General features: G+C 62.5%; 16 protein-coding genes. 6 read left to right on the forward strand and 10 right to left on the reverse strand.

The window, feature by feature from the left end:
* Positions 1 to 19 precede the first annotated feature (19 nt).
* On the forward strand, positions 20 to 865 hold the full coding sequence (locus tag RT21_RS07475; RefSeq protein ID WP_046162230.1) for a sulfurtransferase: 846 nt from the start codon (positions 20 to 22) through the stop codon (positions 863 to 865).
* Between the two features lie 174 nt (positions 866 to 1,039).
* Complete coding sequence (locus RT21_RS07480; RefSeq protein ID WP_046162231.1) at positions 1,040 to 2,305, forward strand: OmpP1/FadL family transporter; 1,266 nt, start codon at positions 1,040 to 1,042, stop codon at positions 2,303 to 2,305.
* Positions 2,306 to 2,345: 40 nt separating this feature from the next.
* Here RT21_RS07480 and RT21_RS07485 read toward each other — a convergent pair whose 3' ends face one another.
* Complete coding sequence (locus tag RT21_RS07485) at positions 2,346 to 2,894, reverse strand: glutathione peroxidase (RefSeq protein WP_046162232.1); 549 nt, start codon at positions 2,892 to 2,894, stop codon at positions 2,346 to 2,348.
* Between the two features lie 156 nt (positions 2,895 to 3,050).
* Between RT21_RS07485 and RT21_RS07490 the strand changes: the two genes are divergently transcribed.
* From RT21_RS07490 to modC, 4 genes are read left to right on the forward strand one after another with little or no spacing between them, the layout of a single operon-like run.
* Positions 3,051 to 3,863, forward strand: coding sequence for a TOBE domain-containing protein (locus tag RT21_RS07490; RefSeq protein WP_046162233.1), 813 nt, complete (start codon positions 3,051 to 3,053; stop codon positions 3,861 to 3,863).
* Between the two features lie 5 nt (positions 3,864 to 3,868).
* A complete protein-coding gene (gene modA / locus RT21_RS07495; protein ID WP_046162390.1) occupies positions 3,869 to 4,624 on the forward strand; it encodes a molybdate ABC transporter substrate-binding protein in 756 nt (251 codons plus the stop codon).
* 3 nt (positions 4,625 to 4,627) lie between these two features.
* Positions 4,628 to 5,317: a molybdate ABC transporter permease subunit gene (gene modB, locus RT21_RS07500; protein ID WP_046162234.1), complete on the forward strand. Its 690-nt coding sequence runs from the start codon at positions 4,628 to 4,630 to the stop codon at positions 5,315 to 5,317.
* Positions 5,314 to 6,405 (forward strand): molybdenum ABC transporter ATP-binding protein, encoded by a 1,092-nt coding sequence (gene modC / locus RT21_RS07505; RefSeq protein WP_046162235.1) that lies wholly within the window; start codon positions 5,314 to 5,316, stop codon positions 6,403 to 6,405. The genes modB and modC overlap by 4 nt, the downstream gene beginning before the upstream one ends.
* Positions 6,406 to 6,414: 9 nt before the next feature.
* On the opposite strand, the gene RT21_RS07510 is transcribed toward modC, so the two are convergent.
* The 9 genes from RT21_RS07510 to RT21_RS07550 are packed head-to-tail and all read right to left on the reverse strand — an operon-like array spanning position 6,415 to position 14,586.
* Positions 6,415 to 7,146 (reverse strand): adenosylcobinamide-GDP ribazoletransferase, encoded by a 732-nt coding sequence (locus tag RT21_RS07510; protein WP_046162236.1) that lies wholly within the window; start codon positions 7,144 to 7,146, stop codon positions 6,415 to 6,417.
* Positions 7,131 to 7,724, reverse strand: a complete 594-nt coding sequence (cobC, locus tag RT21_RS07515; protein WP_046162237.1) for an alpha-ribazole phosphatase family protein — start codon at positions 7,722 to 7,724, stop codon at positions 7,131 to 7,133. The genes RT21_RS07510 and cobC overlap by 16 nt, the downstream gene beginning before the upstream one ends.
* Entirely contained in the window at positions 7,721 to 8,770 is a 1,050-nt protein-coding gene (cobT, locus tag RT21_RS07520; protein WP_046162238.1) for a nicotinate-nucleotide--dimethylbenzimidazole phosphoribosyltransferase, read from the reverse strand. The genes cobC and cobT overlap by 4 nt, the downstream gene beginning before the upstream one ends.
* Positions 8,767 to 9,288: a bifunctional adenosylcobinamide kinase/adenosylcobinamide-phosphate guanylyltransferase gene (gene cobU / locus RT21_RS07525; RefSeq protein WP_046162239.1), complete on the reverse strand. Its 522-nt coding sequence runs from the start codon at positions 9,286 to 9,288 to the stop codon at positions 8,767 to 8,769. The genes cobT and cobU overlap by 4 nt, the downstream gene beginning before the upstream one ends.
* Entirely contained in the window at positions 9,285 to 10,754 is a 1,470-nt protein-coding gene (locus RT21_RS07530; RefSeq protein ID WP_046162240.1) for a cobyric acid synthase, read from the reverse strand. The genes cobU and RT21_RS07530 overlap by 4 nt, the downstream gene beginning before the upstream one ends.
* A complete protein-coding gene (gene cobD / locus RT21_RS07535; protein ID WP_046162241.1) occupies positions 10,751 to 11,743 on the reverse strand; it encodes a threonine-phosphate decarboxylase CobD in 993 nt (330 codons plus the stop codon). Before cobD ends, RT21_RS07530 begins: the two co-directional genes overlap by 4 nt.
* Positions 11,736 to 12,647 carry an adenosylcobinamide-phosphate synthase CbiB gene (gene cbiB / locus RT21_RS07540; protein WP_046162242.1) on the reverse strand — a complete coding sequence of 304 codons (912 nt, stop codon included), beginning with the start codon at positions 12,645 to 12,647 and terminating at the stop codon, positions 11,736 to 11,738. Before cbiB ends, cobD begins: the two co-directional genes overlap by 8 nt.
* On the reverse strand, positions 12,644 to 13,294 hold the full coding sequence (gene bluB / locus RT21_RS07545; RefSeq protein ID WP_046162243.1) for a 5,6-dimethylbenzimidazole synthase: 651 nt from the start codon (positions 13,292 to 13,294) through the stop codon (positions 12,644 to 12,646). The genes cbiB and bluB overlap by 4 nt, the downstream gene beginning before the upstream one ends.
* Positions 13,291 to 14,586, reverse strand: coding sequence for a cobyrinic acid a,c-diamide synthase CobB (locus RT21_RS07550; RefSeq protein ID WP_046162244.1), 1,296 nt, complete (start codon positions 14,584 to 14,586; stop codon positions 13,291 to 13,293). Before RT21_RS07550 ends, bluB begins: the two co-directional genes overlap by 4 nt.

Here is a 14,586-nt window from a genome sequence, read left to right on the forward strand (position 1 = left end):
ATTCGAACGGAGCCCTTCCATGCCGCTTGCTCAACTGATCGACACTGCGGAACTGACCGCACGCCTTTCGCAGCCGAATCTGTGCATTTTCGATTGCCGATTCGCCCTTGAAGACCCTGAATATGGGAGGCGTAGCTACGAACAGGCGCATATTCCCGGTGCGCGCTTTCTCGATCTGGAAAACGACCTGTCAGGCCCGGTTGTCCGCGGCCAGACCGGTCGACACCCGTTGCCGCAGCCGGGGCAGTTGGTTGCGCGACTCCGCGCGGCAGGCCTGAATGATGACAGCGAAGTCGTGATCTACGACGACGGCCCCGGCGCATTTGCCGCAAGGGCATGGTGGCTGCTGGCATGGCTGGGCAAACGCAGCGGTGTGTATTTGCTGGATGGTGGGTTCAAAGCCTGGCGTGATGCCAGCGGGCCAGTAACTGGAGAACCGGCCAACGCTCAGCCCGGCCAGTTCCACGGGGCTCCCGACGACCTTTTGCTAGTTTCCACGCAACAGCTGGCAAAACGCCTCGGGCAGCCTGGTCTGACCTTATTCGACGCGCGTGCCCTGCCTCGCTTTCTCGGCGAACAGGAGCCTATCGATCCTGTGGCAGGGCATATTCCTGGTGCTCGCTGTGTGCCGTTTACCGAAAACCTTGATGCGACAGGATGTTTTCTCTCTCCCGAACAGCTGCGTTCACGATTCGACCGGCACCTGGTCGACCAGCCAGCAGATGATCTGGTGGCCTATTGCGGATCTGGCGTGACGGCCTGCCATAACCTGTTTGCCCTCTGCCTGGCCGGCTACCCGCTGGCCAAACTGTACCCAGGCTCCTGGAGCGAATGGATCACCGACCCACAACGACCTATCGCCTGATCCAGGCGATCAAATGCGACCGGCCGGTCAGATTCAGCCCAGCGGGTTTTATCGGCAATTCGACCTTTTATCGGCGCCGATCGTCGTTCTTTACGAAAAATTGCACTCTTTCGTTTGCGACAGATCAGAGAAGCTTGGTAGGGTCCGAGCCGCTTTTTCCCCTGGAGTACAACAATGAAAAAAACATGGTTGAAGACCGCGATTGCAGTAGCCGTAGGTGCCCTTTCCACTCAGGTCATGGCTGCCGGCTTCGCGCTTAACGAACAAAGCATCAGCGGCATGGGCACCTCATTTGCCGGTCGCTCTTCTTCTGCCGATGACGCCACTACCCTGTTCGGCAACCCAGCCGGCATGTCGCGCCTCCAGCGCGAGCAGGTCAGCTTCGGCATGGCGGCGATCAATGCGAAGACGGATATCAACGACACCAGCGGACTCCCTGGCAACGGCTCCAACGACGGCGACATGGTTCCTTTCACCGCGGTCCCGATGGGCTATTACGTTAAGCCGCTGGATGACAAATGGGCCGTTGGCGTCGGTATCTATGTACCGTTCGGCCTGATCACTGACTACGAAAGCGGATTCCAGGGTCGTTACTTTGGCGATTACAGCGAAGTCCGCGTTATCACCGTCCAGCCTACGGTCAGCTACCGGTTCAACGAGAAGCTATCGATCGGCTTCGGTCCGACCATCAACCGGATCGACGGCGAGCTTCAGAGCGCTGTTCTGAACGCTGCGTCCCCTGGCGCCAATGACGGCCGAATTAAAGTAACTGGCGACGATACCGCCATCGGTTTCAACGCAGGCTTGTTGTATGAGTTCACGCCTCAAACCCGCCTGGGAATAACGTACCACTCGAAAGTCGACTACACGCTGGAAGGCGAAACACGTGTCTCCGGAATCGGTTTCGGTCCGTTCGCAGGTACTTACGACGCATCGCTCGATCTGGAAACGCCTGAGTCGATCGACGTATCCATGACGCACGAGCTGAACGACCAGTGGACGCTTTACGGCGGTGCGATGCTGACGCGCTGGAGCCGCCTCGAGGCGATCATCATCGAAAACGACGGGATGCCAGGTCCGATCGCGCCGCGCGTTGGCACCATCACCGAAGAGCAGGACTGGCATGACACCTGGTCCTATGCACTCGGTGCAGCCTACAAACTGAACAAGCAGTGGACGCTTCGTACCGGCATGGCCTTCGACCAGAGTCCGACCAACAACACCCACCGCTCACCACGCATCCCGACTGGCGACCGCACTGCGGTGAGCTTCGGTCTGGCCTGGAACCCTACCGACGACATGACGGTTGATCTGGCCTATTCCTACCTGTGGGAAGAGGACACCAAGATCCAGCAGACCAGCGCAACTCGTGGCGTCTACAACGCCACATACGAAAACAGCGCTCACGGTTTCGGCGCTGCGATGACCTACCGCTTCTGATGCACCCCGCCCCGACCGACCGGTCGGGGCATCCCTCCCGCTACTCGGCTAACGCCTTTTCCACCGCAGCAGTAAGCTCAGGATCGTCCGGTTCGACTTTGCTCGAGAAATAGTCGACCACTTTGCCGTTGCGATCGACCACATATTTATAAAAATTCCAGCGCGGCGCCCCACCGGCCTGCTCGGCCAACTGCCGAAACAGTGGTATCGCATCGCTGCCGCGCACTGGCTGAGTCTCAGCCATGGGGAAGGTCACCCCGTAATTTACATAGCAGACCTCTGCCGTTTCGGCCGCATCGTCAGACTCCTGAAAGAAGTCATCGGACGGCACGCCGAGAATCACAAGCCCATCGCCCTTGTAGCGCTGATACAGCGCCTCCAGCCCCTTGAACTGCGGTGCGAAGCCACAAAAGCTGGCGGTGTTGACCACAACCAACGCCTTACCCTGAAACTGCTCGCACAGATCGATGGTTTCCTTTGATCGCAGCTTCGGAAGTTCATGTTGCAGCAACGCCGGGCACTGTTCGGCCGCTGCGGGACCAGCCAACAGGAGCAGCGCAAGTGAGGCGGCAACCCATTCAATTCTCATGACGAAGCTCCAGAAAGCGGTATCGAGGCCACGCTACTCCCGAGTCGCGCCCGGAGCAACGGTAGCTCAATCTCAATATATGAGGCCCACGCGATAACGCTATATACAATTCTATATAGCGCTTGCCAAAATGGCCGCTCCTTATGGGGGGCAGACATGAGCGATCCGAGACCATTCGAACCGTTGCGCATAGACGGGCAGCTCTGGTTCAACCGTGGCGAGAAGGGCTATCTCGGTGGCAAGCGCATCGAGCTGCTCGAACAGATCGAAGCGACGGGCTCGATCAGTCGCGCGGCCAAGGCCATCAAGCTCAGCTACAAGGCGGCCTGGGATGCGGTGGATGCCATGAACAATCTGTCCGAGCGCCCGCTGGTCATACGCTCAGCGGGCGGCACCAAGGGCGGCGGGACGCAACTGACAGAATTCGGTCGGGAAATGCTGCATATCTGGCAGCGCATGCAACACGAGTACGAACGCTTCCTGGCGCAGGTCGCCCAGGGTATCGATGGGTTCGAAGATTTCGACAAACTGCTTCGGGCGATCGCCATGAAAACCAGCGCACGCAACCAGTTTCGGGGCCGCATTACCCAGGTCGAACGAGGCGCGGTGAACGGCAGCGTCAGCATGGATATCGGCGACGGACAAACGATGACCGCGACGCTGACCAACGACAGTATCGACGAGCTTCAGCTGGCACCCGGCAAGATCGCCATGGCGCTGGTCAAAGCCAGCTTTGTCCTGCTGTCACCTGATCCCGACGTGAAGATCAGCGCCCGCAACCGTCTGAGCGGAACCATCGGCGCCATCACGCCTGGTGCGGTCAGCTGCGAGGTCAAGCTGCTACTTCCCGGCAACCGAACGCTGGGGGCAGTCATCACCAATGAAAGCACCGAAGCGCTCGGATTGGCCGTCGGTCAGCCCTGTACGGCGCTGATCAAAGCCTCTCACGTAATCATCGCGGTAGATTGATGAGCATGATGTATCGTATTCGTATGACCCTGGTCGCAGCGCTGGCTGCACTTACGCCTTTGATCGGCCATGCCGATGAAATCCAGGTTGCGGTGGCGTCGAACTTTACCGCGCCCATGCGCGTCATCATTGATCAGTTCGAACGCGATACCGGCCATAAGGTACTGCTGTCCTTCGGCTCGACTGGAAAGCTCTTCGCGCAGATTCGCAACGGGGCGCCTTTCTCAGTACTGCTGGCAGCGGATGAACAGATTCCAGCCAAGCTGGAAGACGAAGGGTTGGGTGTTGCTGGAAGCCGCTTCACCTACGCCATCGGTACATTGGTGTTGTGGTCAGCCAATGAAGGTTATGTCGACGATCAGGGCAAGGTGCTTACCCATCAGGCATATCGTCACCTCGCGATCGCCAACCCGAAAACCGCACCCTACGGCGCCGCAGCGATGGCGACGCTGACAAAGCTGGGTCTTGCCGACTCGGTCAGAGGCAAGCTGGTGCAAGGCGAAAACATTGCACAAACCCATCAATTCGTCGCCAGCGGCAACGCCGAACTCGGCTTCGTCGCGCTCTCTCAGGTAATCGAAAGCGGTGAAATTCGGCAGGGGTCCGGCTGGGTAGTACCCGCCACCTATCATCCACCGATTCGCCAGGACGCTCTGCTGCTGACAAAAGGTCGCGACAACCCGGCGGCGCACGCACTGCTCGATTACCTGCGAAGCGCAAAGGCAACTGAGGTGATCAACGCCTACGGTTATGGTCGGTAGGTGATGGAAATACCCGCCCTGGATGACGCCAGTCTTTCGGCGATCTGGCTGACACTCAAACTCGCCAGCATCACCACCGTTCTGCTGTTACTACTCGGAACCCCCATCGCATGGTGGCTGGCACGGACCCGCTCACGCCTGAAAGGCCCCATTGGCGCCGTGGTGGCGCTCCCCCTCGTACTTCCACCCAGTGTGCTCGGCTTCTATCTACTGGTAGCGATGGGCCCCAATGGCCCCGTTGGGCAACTGACCCAAACGCTCGGTCTGGGTGTCCTGCCGTTCACCTTTGCCGGTCTGGTCGTGGGCTCGGTGTTCTACTCAATGCCCTTCGTGGTGCAACCGCTGCAGAACGCCTTCGAAGCGATTGGCGAACGTCCATTGGAAGCCGCAGCAACCTTGCGTGCGGGCCCGCTGGACACCTTCTTCACCGTCGTATTGCCACTGGCACGGCCAGGTTTCGTAACGGCCAGCATTCTCGGCTTCGCCCATACGGTGGGCGAGTTTGGTGTGGTGCTGATGATCGGCGGGAACATCCCCGAGAAAACCCGCGTGTTGTCCGTACAGATCTACGATCACGTCGAAGCCCTGGAATACGCCCAGGCGCACTGGCTGGCCGGCGGGATGCTGCTGTTTTCCTTTCTGGTGCTACTCGTTCTCTATGCAAGCCCGCTGCGGCAGGGGTGGCGCGGATGAACAACAACCTGAGCGGAATACATGCACAGCTGCGTCTGGCCCATCCAGGCTTCGCGCTCGACGTGGACGTCAAACTACCGGGCCGTGGTGTCAGCGCCCTGTTCGGCCCCTCGGGCTCGGGCAAGACCAGTTGCTTGCGCTGCATCGCCGGGCTCGAGCGCAGCAGCACCGGAACACTGGTGGTCAATGGCGACTGCTGGCAAGACTCGAGCCGCCAGTGGTTCGTGCCACCGCACCAGCGCCCGATTGGTTACGTGTTTCAGGATGCCAATCTATTCGCCCATCTGTCCGTCAAAGGCAATCTCGAATTCGGCATGAAGCGCGTCCCAGCACAGGACCGGCGTGTCGTCTGGAATCAGGCTGTCGAACTGCTGGGCATCGAGCATCTTCTGGATCGCATGCCAGAGCGACTTTCCGGTGGCGAGCGACAACGGGTCGGCATCGCACGTGCACTGCTGACCAGCCCCCGTCTGCTGCTGATGGACGAGCCTCTGGCTGCCCTCGACGTGAAGCGCAAACAGGAAATCCTGCCGTACCTCGAACGTCTGCACGACGAGTTGGATATACCACTGCTTTATGTCAGCCACGCACCAGACGAAGTGGCGCGACTGGCTGATCACCTGGTTCTGCTCGATGAGGGCCAGGTCGTTGCGCAGGGGCCGCTGCACGAAACCCTTGCACGCCTCGATCTACCGACTGCGTTCGGTGAGGATGCAGGCGTCGTCATCGAATCGGAAATTGCCGGGCACGACACCGATTACCATCTCACTCGTCTGACGTTTCAGGGCGGTGACGTCCTGGTGGCGCAACGGAGCGAATCGGTCGGTCATCGGCTGCGCTTTCGCGTCCATGCGCGGGACGTCAGCTTGACGCTGGAACGTGCGGAAGGCACCAGCATCAGCAACCTGCTACCGGTGCGGGTTGCTGAAGTGGTCACCGCCGATACGCCAGCCCATGTTCTGGTTCGCCTGGACGCGCAAGGCACACCACTGCTGGCGCGCATTACGCGGCGTTCGGCCGATCAGCTCGGGGTTACCGAGGGCAAGGCGCTCTGGGCGCAGATCAAGACAGTCGCATTGCTGGGTTGAGGGCTCGCCCTAGCCCAGCAGCGCCAAGCCGACCAGCACCGCACACTCCACCAGCTCCAACAACGCACCGGCAGTGTCACCCGTGGTACCGCCCAACCGCTGAACCAGGGCGCGGCGCACCAGCACTCCCACACAAGCGGCAACGGCCAGCGCAACCCAACCACCAGCACCCATCAGGACGCCACCGAGCACGATCAGCCCCAACACCACCCGCGCTTCTGATCGCGGCATGTGCTCGGCCAGGGACTGGCCCAAACCGCCGGGCCGCACGTAGGGCGTAGTCAGAAACAACCCCAACATGACGCTTCGCCCTACCAGCGGCACCGCCAAAAGCACCCATTGATTGCCTTGCGCAAGCAGGGTCCATAACGCGACGAACTTCAGCAGCAGGACTAACACCAGCACGGCGACCGCAACCGGGCCGCTGCAGGGGTCTTTCATGATCGCCAGGGTTCGCTCCCGGTCGCCGAAGCCACCCAGCCAGGCATCCGCACTGTCGGCCAGGCCGTCGAGGTGCAGCGCACCGGTGAGCCAAACCCACGCGGCCAACAGCAAAGCGGCCTTCAAGGGTGGCGCCGCATTGCCGAGAGCCACGCCGAGCAAACAGAGCATGCCGCCCAGCAGCAACCCCACCAGCGGGTAATACAGCAGCGACCTGCCGATTTGCTGCGGCTCGGGCATTCCGCGCAGCCGTACCGGGAGGCAGGTGAGAAACTGCAGCGCGATCAAAAAGGGCTGCATCGTTCTTCCAGCCAGAGCGTGGCGTCGGCGAAACCGGTTCTCAGCCCGAACAACGCCCCATGACTGACCTCAACCTGCAGCAGACCTTCGCGCGGCAACCCACGCGCCTGCGCCAGCAGCAGCCGCATCACGCCCGCGTGCGTGACCAGCAGTACGCGTTCGCCTGCACATCGATCGGTCAGCCGCTCGATTGCTGCAAGCACGCGCGCCTCGAAGTCAGCGACGGGCTCCGCGCCGGGAGGAGTGAAGCCGTACGGGTCGCTCCAGAAGCGGCCCAGGGCTTCGCTCTGATCCACCATCAGATCCGCAGCGGTGCGCCCTTCCCAATCGCCGAAGTCCAGTTCACGAAGGTCGGGTTCAAGTTCGAACTCAAGTGACCGTTGCTCGGCGAGCTCAGCTGCGAAATCCGCGCAGCGGCGCAGGGGTGAACTGATGATGCGGTCCCAGGGCCCGGCGGCGACAACGGCTGCTCGCAACTGCTGCCAACCTGTTGCGGTGAGGGCATCATCCAGCCGCCCGCGAAAACCGCCGCCGGCTTCGGTTTCACCGTGACGCAGCAACTCCAGCTGCACGCTCATGAGTGTTTCACCGCAACGGCGGCTTCTTCGAATGTGGCCATACCGTCGTGCAGCGCACAGGCCATCCGGAGCAGCGGAACCGCCAACGCCGCGCCGCTGCCCTCGCCCAGACGCAGGCCAAGGTCGAGCAACGGCTGAGCATCCAATGCGCTGAGCACAGCGGCATGGCCCGGCTCAGCCGAGCGGTGGGCGAACAGCAGCCAGTCACGACAGGCTGGGTTCAGACGCACCGCACACAGCGCCGCCACACTGCAGATAAAGCCGTCGACCAGCACAACGATGCCTTGCTGCGCGCACGCTAAATAGGCCCCAGTGAGCGCAGCGAGTTCGAAACCACCGAGCCGCTGCATCCAGCCGAGGGTGTCGTGCGATCCCGCGTGCAGCGCCAGTGCCCGCTCGATGACTACACGCTTACGCGCCACTCCAGCCTCGTCCAAGCCGGTGCCTGGCCCCGCCAATTCGTGCGGCGCGCAACCCAGCAAAGCGCAGGCCAGCGCGGCCGCAGTAGTGGTATTGCCGATGCCCATCTCGCCACCAATGAACAGCTCGCTCCGCTGCTGTTGCGCCCGCAGCACGCTGTCGCGCCCGGCCTGCATGGCGAGCTGACAGGTCTCGGCACTCATCGCGGACTCCTTGGCGAAGTTGCGGGTGCCCGGCCCCAGCGAAAGATGGCGCACCCGAGGCAACGACAACGGTGCCGCTGTCCCCAAATCAACCACTTCCAGGGTCGCCTCGAGCTGCTTCGCCAGCACACTGATCGCTGCTCCACCGTTGACGAAGTTGGCAAGCATCTGGCCAGTCACCGATTGCGGGAACGCCGAGACGCCTTCTTCGGCAACGCCATGATCGCCCGCAAAAATGGCGATGAAAACGTGCTCCGCTGATGGACGAGCGCGACCCTGCAAAGCCGCCAACTGCGGCACTACCGCTTCGATACGTCCCAGCGAACCCGCAGGCTTGGTCAACAGGGCATCGCGCTGGCGTGCCGCCTGGCGTGCCGCTTCATCCGGTACCCGGCAGGGTTCCAGCCACCATTGCTTGTTCAAAGCGCCGCTCCTTTCAGGGTCATTGGCAAACCCGCCACGGTGAACACCACGCGCTGACAACGCTCGGCGAGGGCCTGGTGCAGCAGGCCTGCCTCATCGACATATCGGCGAGTCAACTCCCCCAGCGGCACCACGCCCAGCCCTGTTTCGTTACTGACCAATAGCACCCGCCCCGGTAGGTCAGCGAGGCACTCAAGCAAGGCCTCACGTTCTTCCGTCAGGCGAACCAGGTCGTCCAGCATCAGCAGATTGGTCAGCCAAAGCGTCAGGCAATCCACCAGCAGGCAGCGATCCTCACGGGCATGTTCACGCAGGACAGACGCCAGCGTCAGCGGTTCTTCAATCAAGGCCCAGCTGGCGGGGCGCCGGGCACGGTGATGAGCGATTCGTTCGTTCATCTCGCCATCCAATGGCTGGCTCGTGGCGATATAGGTAACCGCCAGGCCACTTTCAACCGCAAGCCGCTCGGCCAAACGACTCTTGCCGGACCGCGCGCCACCGAGGATAAGCTCGATCATGCATCCGTCTCCGTTGGTAGGCCGCAAAGCGTCAGCAGTCGCCCGACATCCAAGTGCTTCTCGACCAGATCCGCCAGACGTTCGATGTCGCGGTCTCGCAATGCCTGGTAGTCGACCCGCTGCGCCCTCTCCAGCCCCGCCCAGCGCAACAGCGCCTCGCAGGCAGCTGGCGACTCGAACAGGCCGTGGAGGTAGGTGCCGAGCACCTGACCGTCCTCGCTGATCGCACCATCTAGGCGGCCATCGTCGAGTCGTACGGCGGCACGCTCCAGTGCGGGTCCGTCACTGATACCTGCGTGAATCTCGTAGCCGCTGATCTCGACGTTATCGATCCCCAGTCGTCCATGCACGTTCCGCAGCTGCTTGTGGGCAGCCAGCGTTGTAGAGAACCGAAGCAATCCCAACCCGTCGCTCTGCCCTGCCGGCCCTTCCAGGCCAAGCGGATCGGCAATGCATTCGCCGAGCATTTGCAGCCCGCCACAGATTCCGAGCAGCTTGCCGCCGTAACGCAGATGCCGCTGTATCGCCGATTCCCAACCTTGCTCGCGCAGCCAGGCAAGATCCGCCCGCACGCTTTTAGAGCCCGGCAGGATAATCAGATCGGCAGGCGGCACTGCTTGTCCGGGCCCAACAAAGCGGAGATCAACCTGAGGATGCAAACGCAGCGGATCGAAGTCGGTGTGATTGCTGATTCGCGGCAGGACCGGCACCACAACCTTCAAGGTCTGCTCGCTCTTCGCGGACTGACGCACGTCGACGGCGTCCTCTGCTTCGAGGTGGAAATCCATAAGGTACGGGAGCACCCCGATAACGGGCTTGCCTGTACGCTGTTCGAGCCAGTCGAGGCCCGGCTGCAGCAGGGCAATATCGCCGCGAAAACGGTTGATCACGAAGCCTTTGACCCGCGCCTGCTCACTGGGGCTAAGCAATTCCAGCGTGCCGACCAGGTGTGCGAACACGCCGCCCTTGTCGATATCGGCGATCAGGATCACCGGGCAGTCGACCGCTTCGGCGAAGCCCATGTTGGCGATATCGTTGGCGCGCAGATTGATCTCGGCCGGCGAACCCGCGCCTTCGACCATTACCACCTGATAGGCATCGCGCAGGCGCCGGTGCGAAGCCAGCACCGCCTCCATCGCCACGCGCTTATAGTCGTGGTAGGCCACGGCATCCATGTTGCTGACGGCGCGACCGTGGATGATCACCTGCGCACCGACATCGCTGTTGGGCTTGAGCAGGATGGGATTCATGTCGGTATGCGGCGGCAATCCTGCGGCCTGGGCCTGCACCGCTTGTGCGCGGCCGATCTCGCCGCCGTCAGCGGTTACCGCACTGTTCAGTGCCATGTTCTGCGGCTTGAACGGCACGACGGCGACACCTTGGCGCTTGAGCCAGCGACACAGCGCGGTCACCAAGGTGCTCTTGCCGGCATCGGAGGTTGTGCCCTGAACCATCAAGGTGCTCATGCGCTCAACGCCTGATAATTGCTCAGCGCCCGCGTCAGCCTCGCCCATCCCGCTTCGTCTGCCGGCAGCCCGAAGCGCACACTCGGCGGATGTAGAAAGCGGCGCACCAGAATGCCCTGGCAGGCCAGAAACTCACGGAGCATCATCGCCTCCTCCGTCACAACCCAATGGAAAAGCCCGCATCCGCCGGCAGGTGGCAACCCGCGCTCTGAGAGCAGCTGCGCCAGACGCGCGCTGTCGCCGAGCAGGCGCTCGCGCTGACGACGCTGCCCGTCGAGATCGGCAAGCAATACGGTGCCAATGAAGCGTGACGGGCCGGCAATCGGCCATGGCCCGAGTGCATCGCTCAGCACAGACAGCAAACTCTGTTCCGCCAGCACGAACCCCAGCCGCGCACCGGCCATACCGAAGAACTTGCCGAACGAGCGCAGCACAATCAGCCCCGGCAGATGGCTATGGGGCGCCAGGCTGTGAGACGGGGTCGGATCCATGAACGCTTCGTCAACGATCAACCAACCGCCACGCTCGGCGAGACGGCCGTGCCAGGCGAGCAGTTGCTCCGGCGGTAAAAGGCGGCCGGTGGGGTTGTTGGGATTGACCACGACCAGCACGTCAAGCCCGTCGAGGGCCCGCGGCACACTGCCCTCGCTGAATTCGCTGAGACGATGCCCTTCGCGGCGCCAGGCTTCGGCATGTTCCGCATAACAGGGCGAAACGATTCCGACCTGCAATGGCCTGCGCAAGCGCGGCAACATCTGGATCGCAGCCTGAGAGCCAGCCACTGGCAACAGCGACGCGGCACCAAAATAGCCCTGCGCAGCTGTCTCCAATTCGTCTTCGGTTTCCGGCAGGCGCAGCCAGGCTTCGCTAGGAATGGCTGGCAGATCGAAACCGTATGGCGCAATGCCGGTAGATAGATCCAGCCAGTCGTGCAGCGGTATATCAAAGTGCTCGGCCGCCCTACGCAGTTTTCCGCCGTGCTCAAGCATCCAGCCAGCCTCCCAGCAGCAATGCCAGCAACCAAAGACCGACGCCGGCCCAGACCATGTCCAGTGCGCGCTCGATATCTCGAGCCTGAGGCGGTTCGCCTTCTCCGAGCACGGGTCTGTGATGCAGCTCGCCGTGGTAGATAGCCGGACCGCCCAGCGCCACGCCTAGCGCACCGGCCCCGGCAGCCATCACGGGGCCGGCGTTGGGGCTGTCCCACAGCGGCGCTTGCGTGCGCCAGCAACGCCAGGCTCGCCGCGTCTGGCCCAACAGCGCATATGTGAGCGCAACCAGCCTCGCTGGAATGAAATTCAACACATCATCGATACGCGCCGCGGCCCAGCCGAATCGCTCGAAGCGCTCGTTGCGGTAGCCCCACATAGCATCGAGCGTATTGCTCAGCCGGTACAGCACCACACCGGGTGCGCCTGCCAGCACGAACCAGAACAGCGCGGCAAATACCGCATCGCTACCATTCTCCAATGCCGACTCGGTCGCGGCTCGGGCGACGCCCTGCTCGTCGAGTTCGCGTGTATCGCGGCTGACAATGAAACCGACGCGCTGGCGTGCTTCAGCCAAATCACCCTGACGCAGCGCCTGTGCTACCGGCAGCAGATGGTCGCCAAGGCTGCGCAGTCCCAAAGCCATGTAGAGCAAGCAGATCTCAACCAGCCAGCCAACAGTCGGCAACGAACCGAGCAGCCACGCCGCTGCCGTCAGCGGCAGCACGGCGAGGCACCAGGCGGTAACGCCATGGCTGCGCCAGCCGCGACCGCCGGGGCCGTTGAAGTGATGCTCGAGCCGATCGGCCAGCTTGCCGAACGCAACCAGGGGATGACCGCGACGGGGTTCGCCGAGCAGTACATCGAGTGCAACGCCGCCCAAGCAGCTCAGGGCAACGCTCACGACTGCTGGCCCCAAATGTTGTCGAACAGCAACTCACAGAGCGGTCGCGGCTTGGTCCAGCCTTCGAGCGCGAGCATTGGCGCGGGATAAAACTCAGCCACCGGACCCAAGCAGATCACCGCAACGGGTTTAGCCCCAGCGGGCATCTGCAGCAGATCAGCCAGTGCCTGCGGATCGAACAGCGATACCCAACCCATACCCAGCCCCTCGGCCCGCGAGGCGAGCCAGAGATTCTGGATCGCGCAGGCGGCCGAAGCGAGGTCCATTTCCGGCAGTGTGCGACGACCAAACACGTGTGTCTCGCGGCCATCCATCAGCGCGACGACCAGTAGTTCGGCGCAATCGTGAATGCCCTCGACCTTGAGCTTCATGAATGCCTCGCCCCGCTCGCCCAGCGCAGCGGCAGTGAGCAAACGCTCCTCCTCGACTAGCCTGGCAATGGCGCTGCGCAATTCGGGACGGCTGATACGAAGAAACCGCCAGGGCTGCATCAAGCCCACGCTGGGCGCCTGATGCGCGGCCTCGAGCAGGCGCGCCAGCAACTCGGGTGCAACCTCGCCTCCGCTGAAATGCCGCATGTCGCGACGCTCGCCAATCGCCCGGTAAACGCCGGCGCGCTGCGCCGCGGTAAAGGCAAACTCGCTCATGGACTAAGCATCGCCGCAGCCGCGAACGGATCGGACGGCATGTAGAAATGGATGTAGGAAGCCGTCAGCCGGTCCTGCCGGTAAACCGCCTCGGCCGTGCGCTTGTAATTCGGACATTCACCCCGCGCCAGCGGCTGCATCGGCGACTCAAGGGAGGAATGGTGAAAGGTGTGGCCGCGCAGGCGCCCTTCCGGCAGCTGTACTTCCTGCAGCGCCATCGCGGTATAACGCTTCTGCATCGTCGCTTCGCCGGGCATCAGGCCAAGCATGCTTTCACGCACCCCATCCTGGCCGGTCAAGCCGTCGAGCAGATAGAGCATGCCCCCGCACTCGGCAAGGGTCGGTTTGCCCGCCTCGTGATGGGCGCGTATCGCCTCAGCCATCGTGCGGTTTCGGCTCAATGCCCGCATGTGCAGCTCCGGGTAGCCGCCCGGAAGATACAGACTGTCGACTGCGGGCAGGCGGGCGAATCGCAGTGGCGAGAAGAACAACAGTTCTGCACCGAGCGCTTGCAGCAGGTCGAGGTTTGCCTGATAGACGAAGGAGAAGGCAGCGTCACGTGCCACACCGATACGCACACCGCTCAACAGTTTCGGCAGCGTCTCGGGTGCCGGTGGTGGAAAGCTGATCGCCGTCGGCAGTCTGCAATCCGCGCTCGCTGCCAGAGCGTCGGCAGCCGCGTCGAGCCGGGCGTCCAGATCTGCCAGTTCCTGCGCCTGTACAAGCCCCAAATGGCGGCTGGGCAGGCCTACCGAATCGCCGCGCGGCAGGGCTCCGAACCAGCCAATCTGCTTTGGCAAACAGTCGCGCAGGATCTCGCCATGGCGGCTGCTGCCGACCCGGTTGGCCAATACGCCGGCAAACGGAAGATCCGGCTGATAGCTGGCCAAACCATGAGCCAGCGCCCCGAAGGTTTGCGCCATGGACGATCCATCGACCACCGCCAATACCGGCACGCCAAACTGCCGCGCCAGATCGGCAGCCGACGGCGTGCCGTCAAACAGTCCCATCACGCCTTCGATGAGGATCAGGTCAGCATCACGCGCCGCTTCCCATAGCAGGCGGCGGCTTTCAGCTTCCCCCACCATCCACAGATCGAGTTGATAGACCGGGTGACCACTGGCACGGGCCAGCACCATGGGATCGAGGAAGTCCGGACCACACTTGAAGACACGCACGCGTTTGCCTTGGCGCGTATGCAAGCGAGCCAGGCCAGCGGTCACGGTCGTTTTACCCTGGCCGGAGGCTGGCGCGGCAATGAGCAGCGCCGGGCAGTCATGTGGCGTATTCAT

The sequence above is a fragment of the Pseudomonas sp. 10B238 genome, from assembly GCF_000970615.1.
In the GTDB taxonomy this organism is placed as follows: Bacteria; Pseudomonadota; Gammaproteobacteria; order Pseudomonadales; family Pseudomonadaceae; genus Stutzerimonas.

Excerpts from the sequence above, each read along its gene's own strand:
- RT21_RS07475 (WP_046162230.1), top strand. The coding sequence starts at position 20 with ATGCCGCTTGCTCAACTGATCGACACTGCGGAACTGACCGCACGCCTT.
- RT21_RS07480 (WP_046162231.1), top strand. The coding sequence starts at position 1,040 with ATGAAAAAAACATGGTTGAAGACCGCGATTGCAGTAGCCGTAGGTGCC.
- RT21_RS07485 (WP_046162232.1), bottom strand. The coding sequence starts at position 2,894 with ATGAGAATTGAATGGGTTGCCGCCTCACTTGCGCTGCTCCTGTTGGCT.
- RT21_RS07490 (WP_046162233.1), top strand. The coding sequence starts at position 3,051 with ATGAGCGATCCGAGACCATTCGAACCGTTGCGCATAGACGGGCAGCTC.
- modA (WP_046162390.1), top strand. The coding sequence starts at position 3,869 with ATGATGTATCGTATTCGTATGACCCTGGTCGCAGCGCTGGCTGCACTT.
- modB (WP_046162234.1), top strand. The coding sequence starts at position 4,628 with ATGGAAATACCCGCCCTGGATGACGCCAGTCTTTCGGCGATCTGGCTG.
- modC (WP_046162235.1), top strand. The coding sequence starts at position 5,314 with ATGAACAACAACCTGAGCGGAATACATGCACAGCTGCGTCTGGCCCAT.
- RT21_RS07510 (WP_046162236.1), bottom strand. The coding sequence starts at position 7,146 with ATGCAGCCCTTTTTGATCGCGCTGCAGTTTCTCACCTGCCTCCCGGTA.
- cobC (WP_046162237.1), bottom strand. The coding sequence starts at position 7,724 with ATGAGCGTGCAGCTGGAGTTGCTGCGTCACGGTGAAACCGAAGCCGGC.
- cobU (WP_046162239.1), bottom strand. The coding sequence starts at position 9,288 with ATGATCGAGCTTATCCTCGGTGGCGCGCGGTCCGGCAAGAGTCGTTTG.
- RT21_RS07530 (WP_046162240.1), bottom strand. The coding sequence starts at position 10,754 with ATGAGCACCTTGATGGTTCAGGGCACAACCTCCGATGCCGGCAAGAGC.
- cobD (WP_046162241.1), bottom strand. The coding sequence starts at position 11,743 with ATGCTTGAGCACGGCGGAAAACTGCGTAGGGCGGCCGAGCACTTTGAT.
- bluB (WP_046162243.1), bottom strand. The coding sequence starts at position 13,294 with ATGAGCGAGTTTGCCTTTACCGCGGCGCAGCGCGCCGGCGTTTACCGG.
- RT21_RS07550 (WP_046162244.1), bottom strand. The coding sequence starts at position 14,586 with ATGAATACGCCACATGACTGCCCGGCGCTGCTCATTGCCGCGCCAGCC.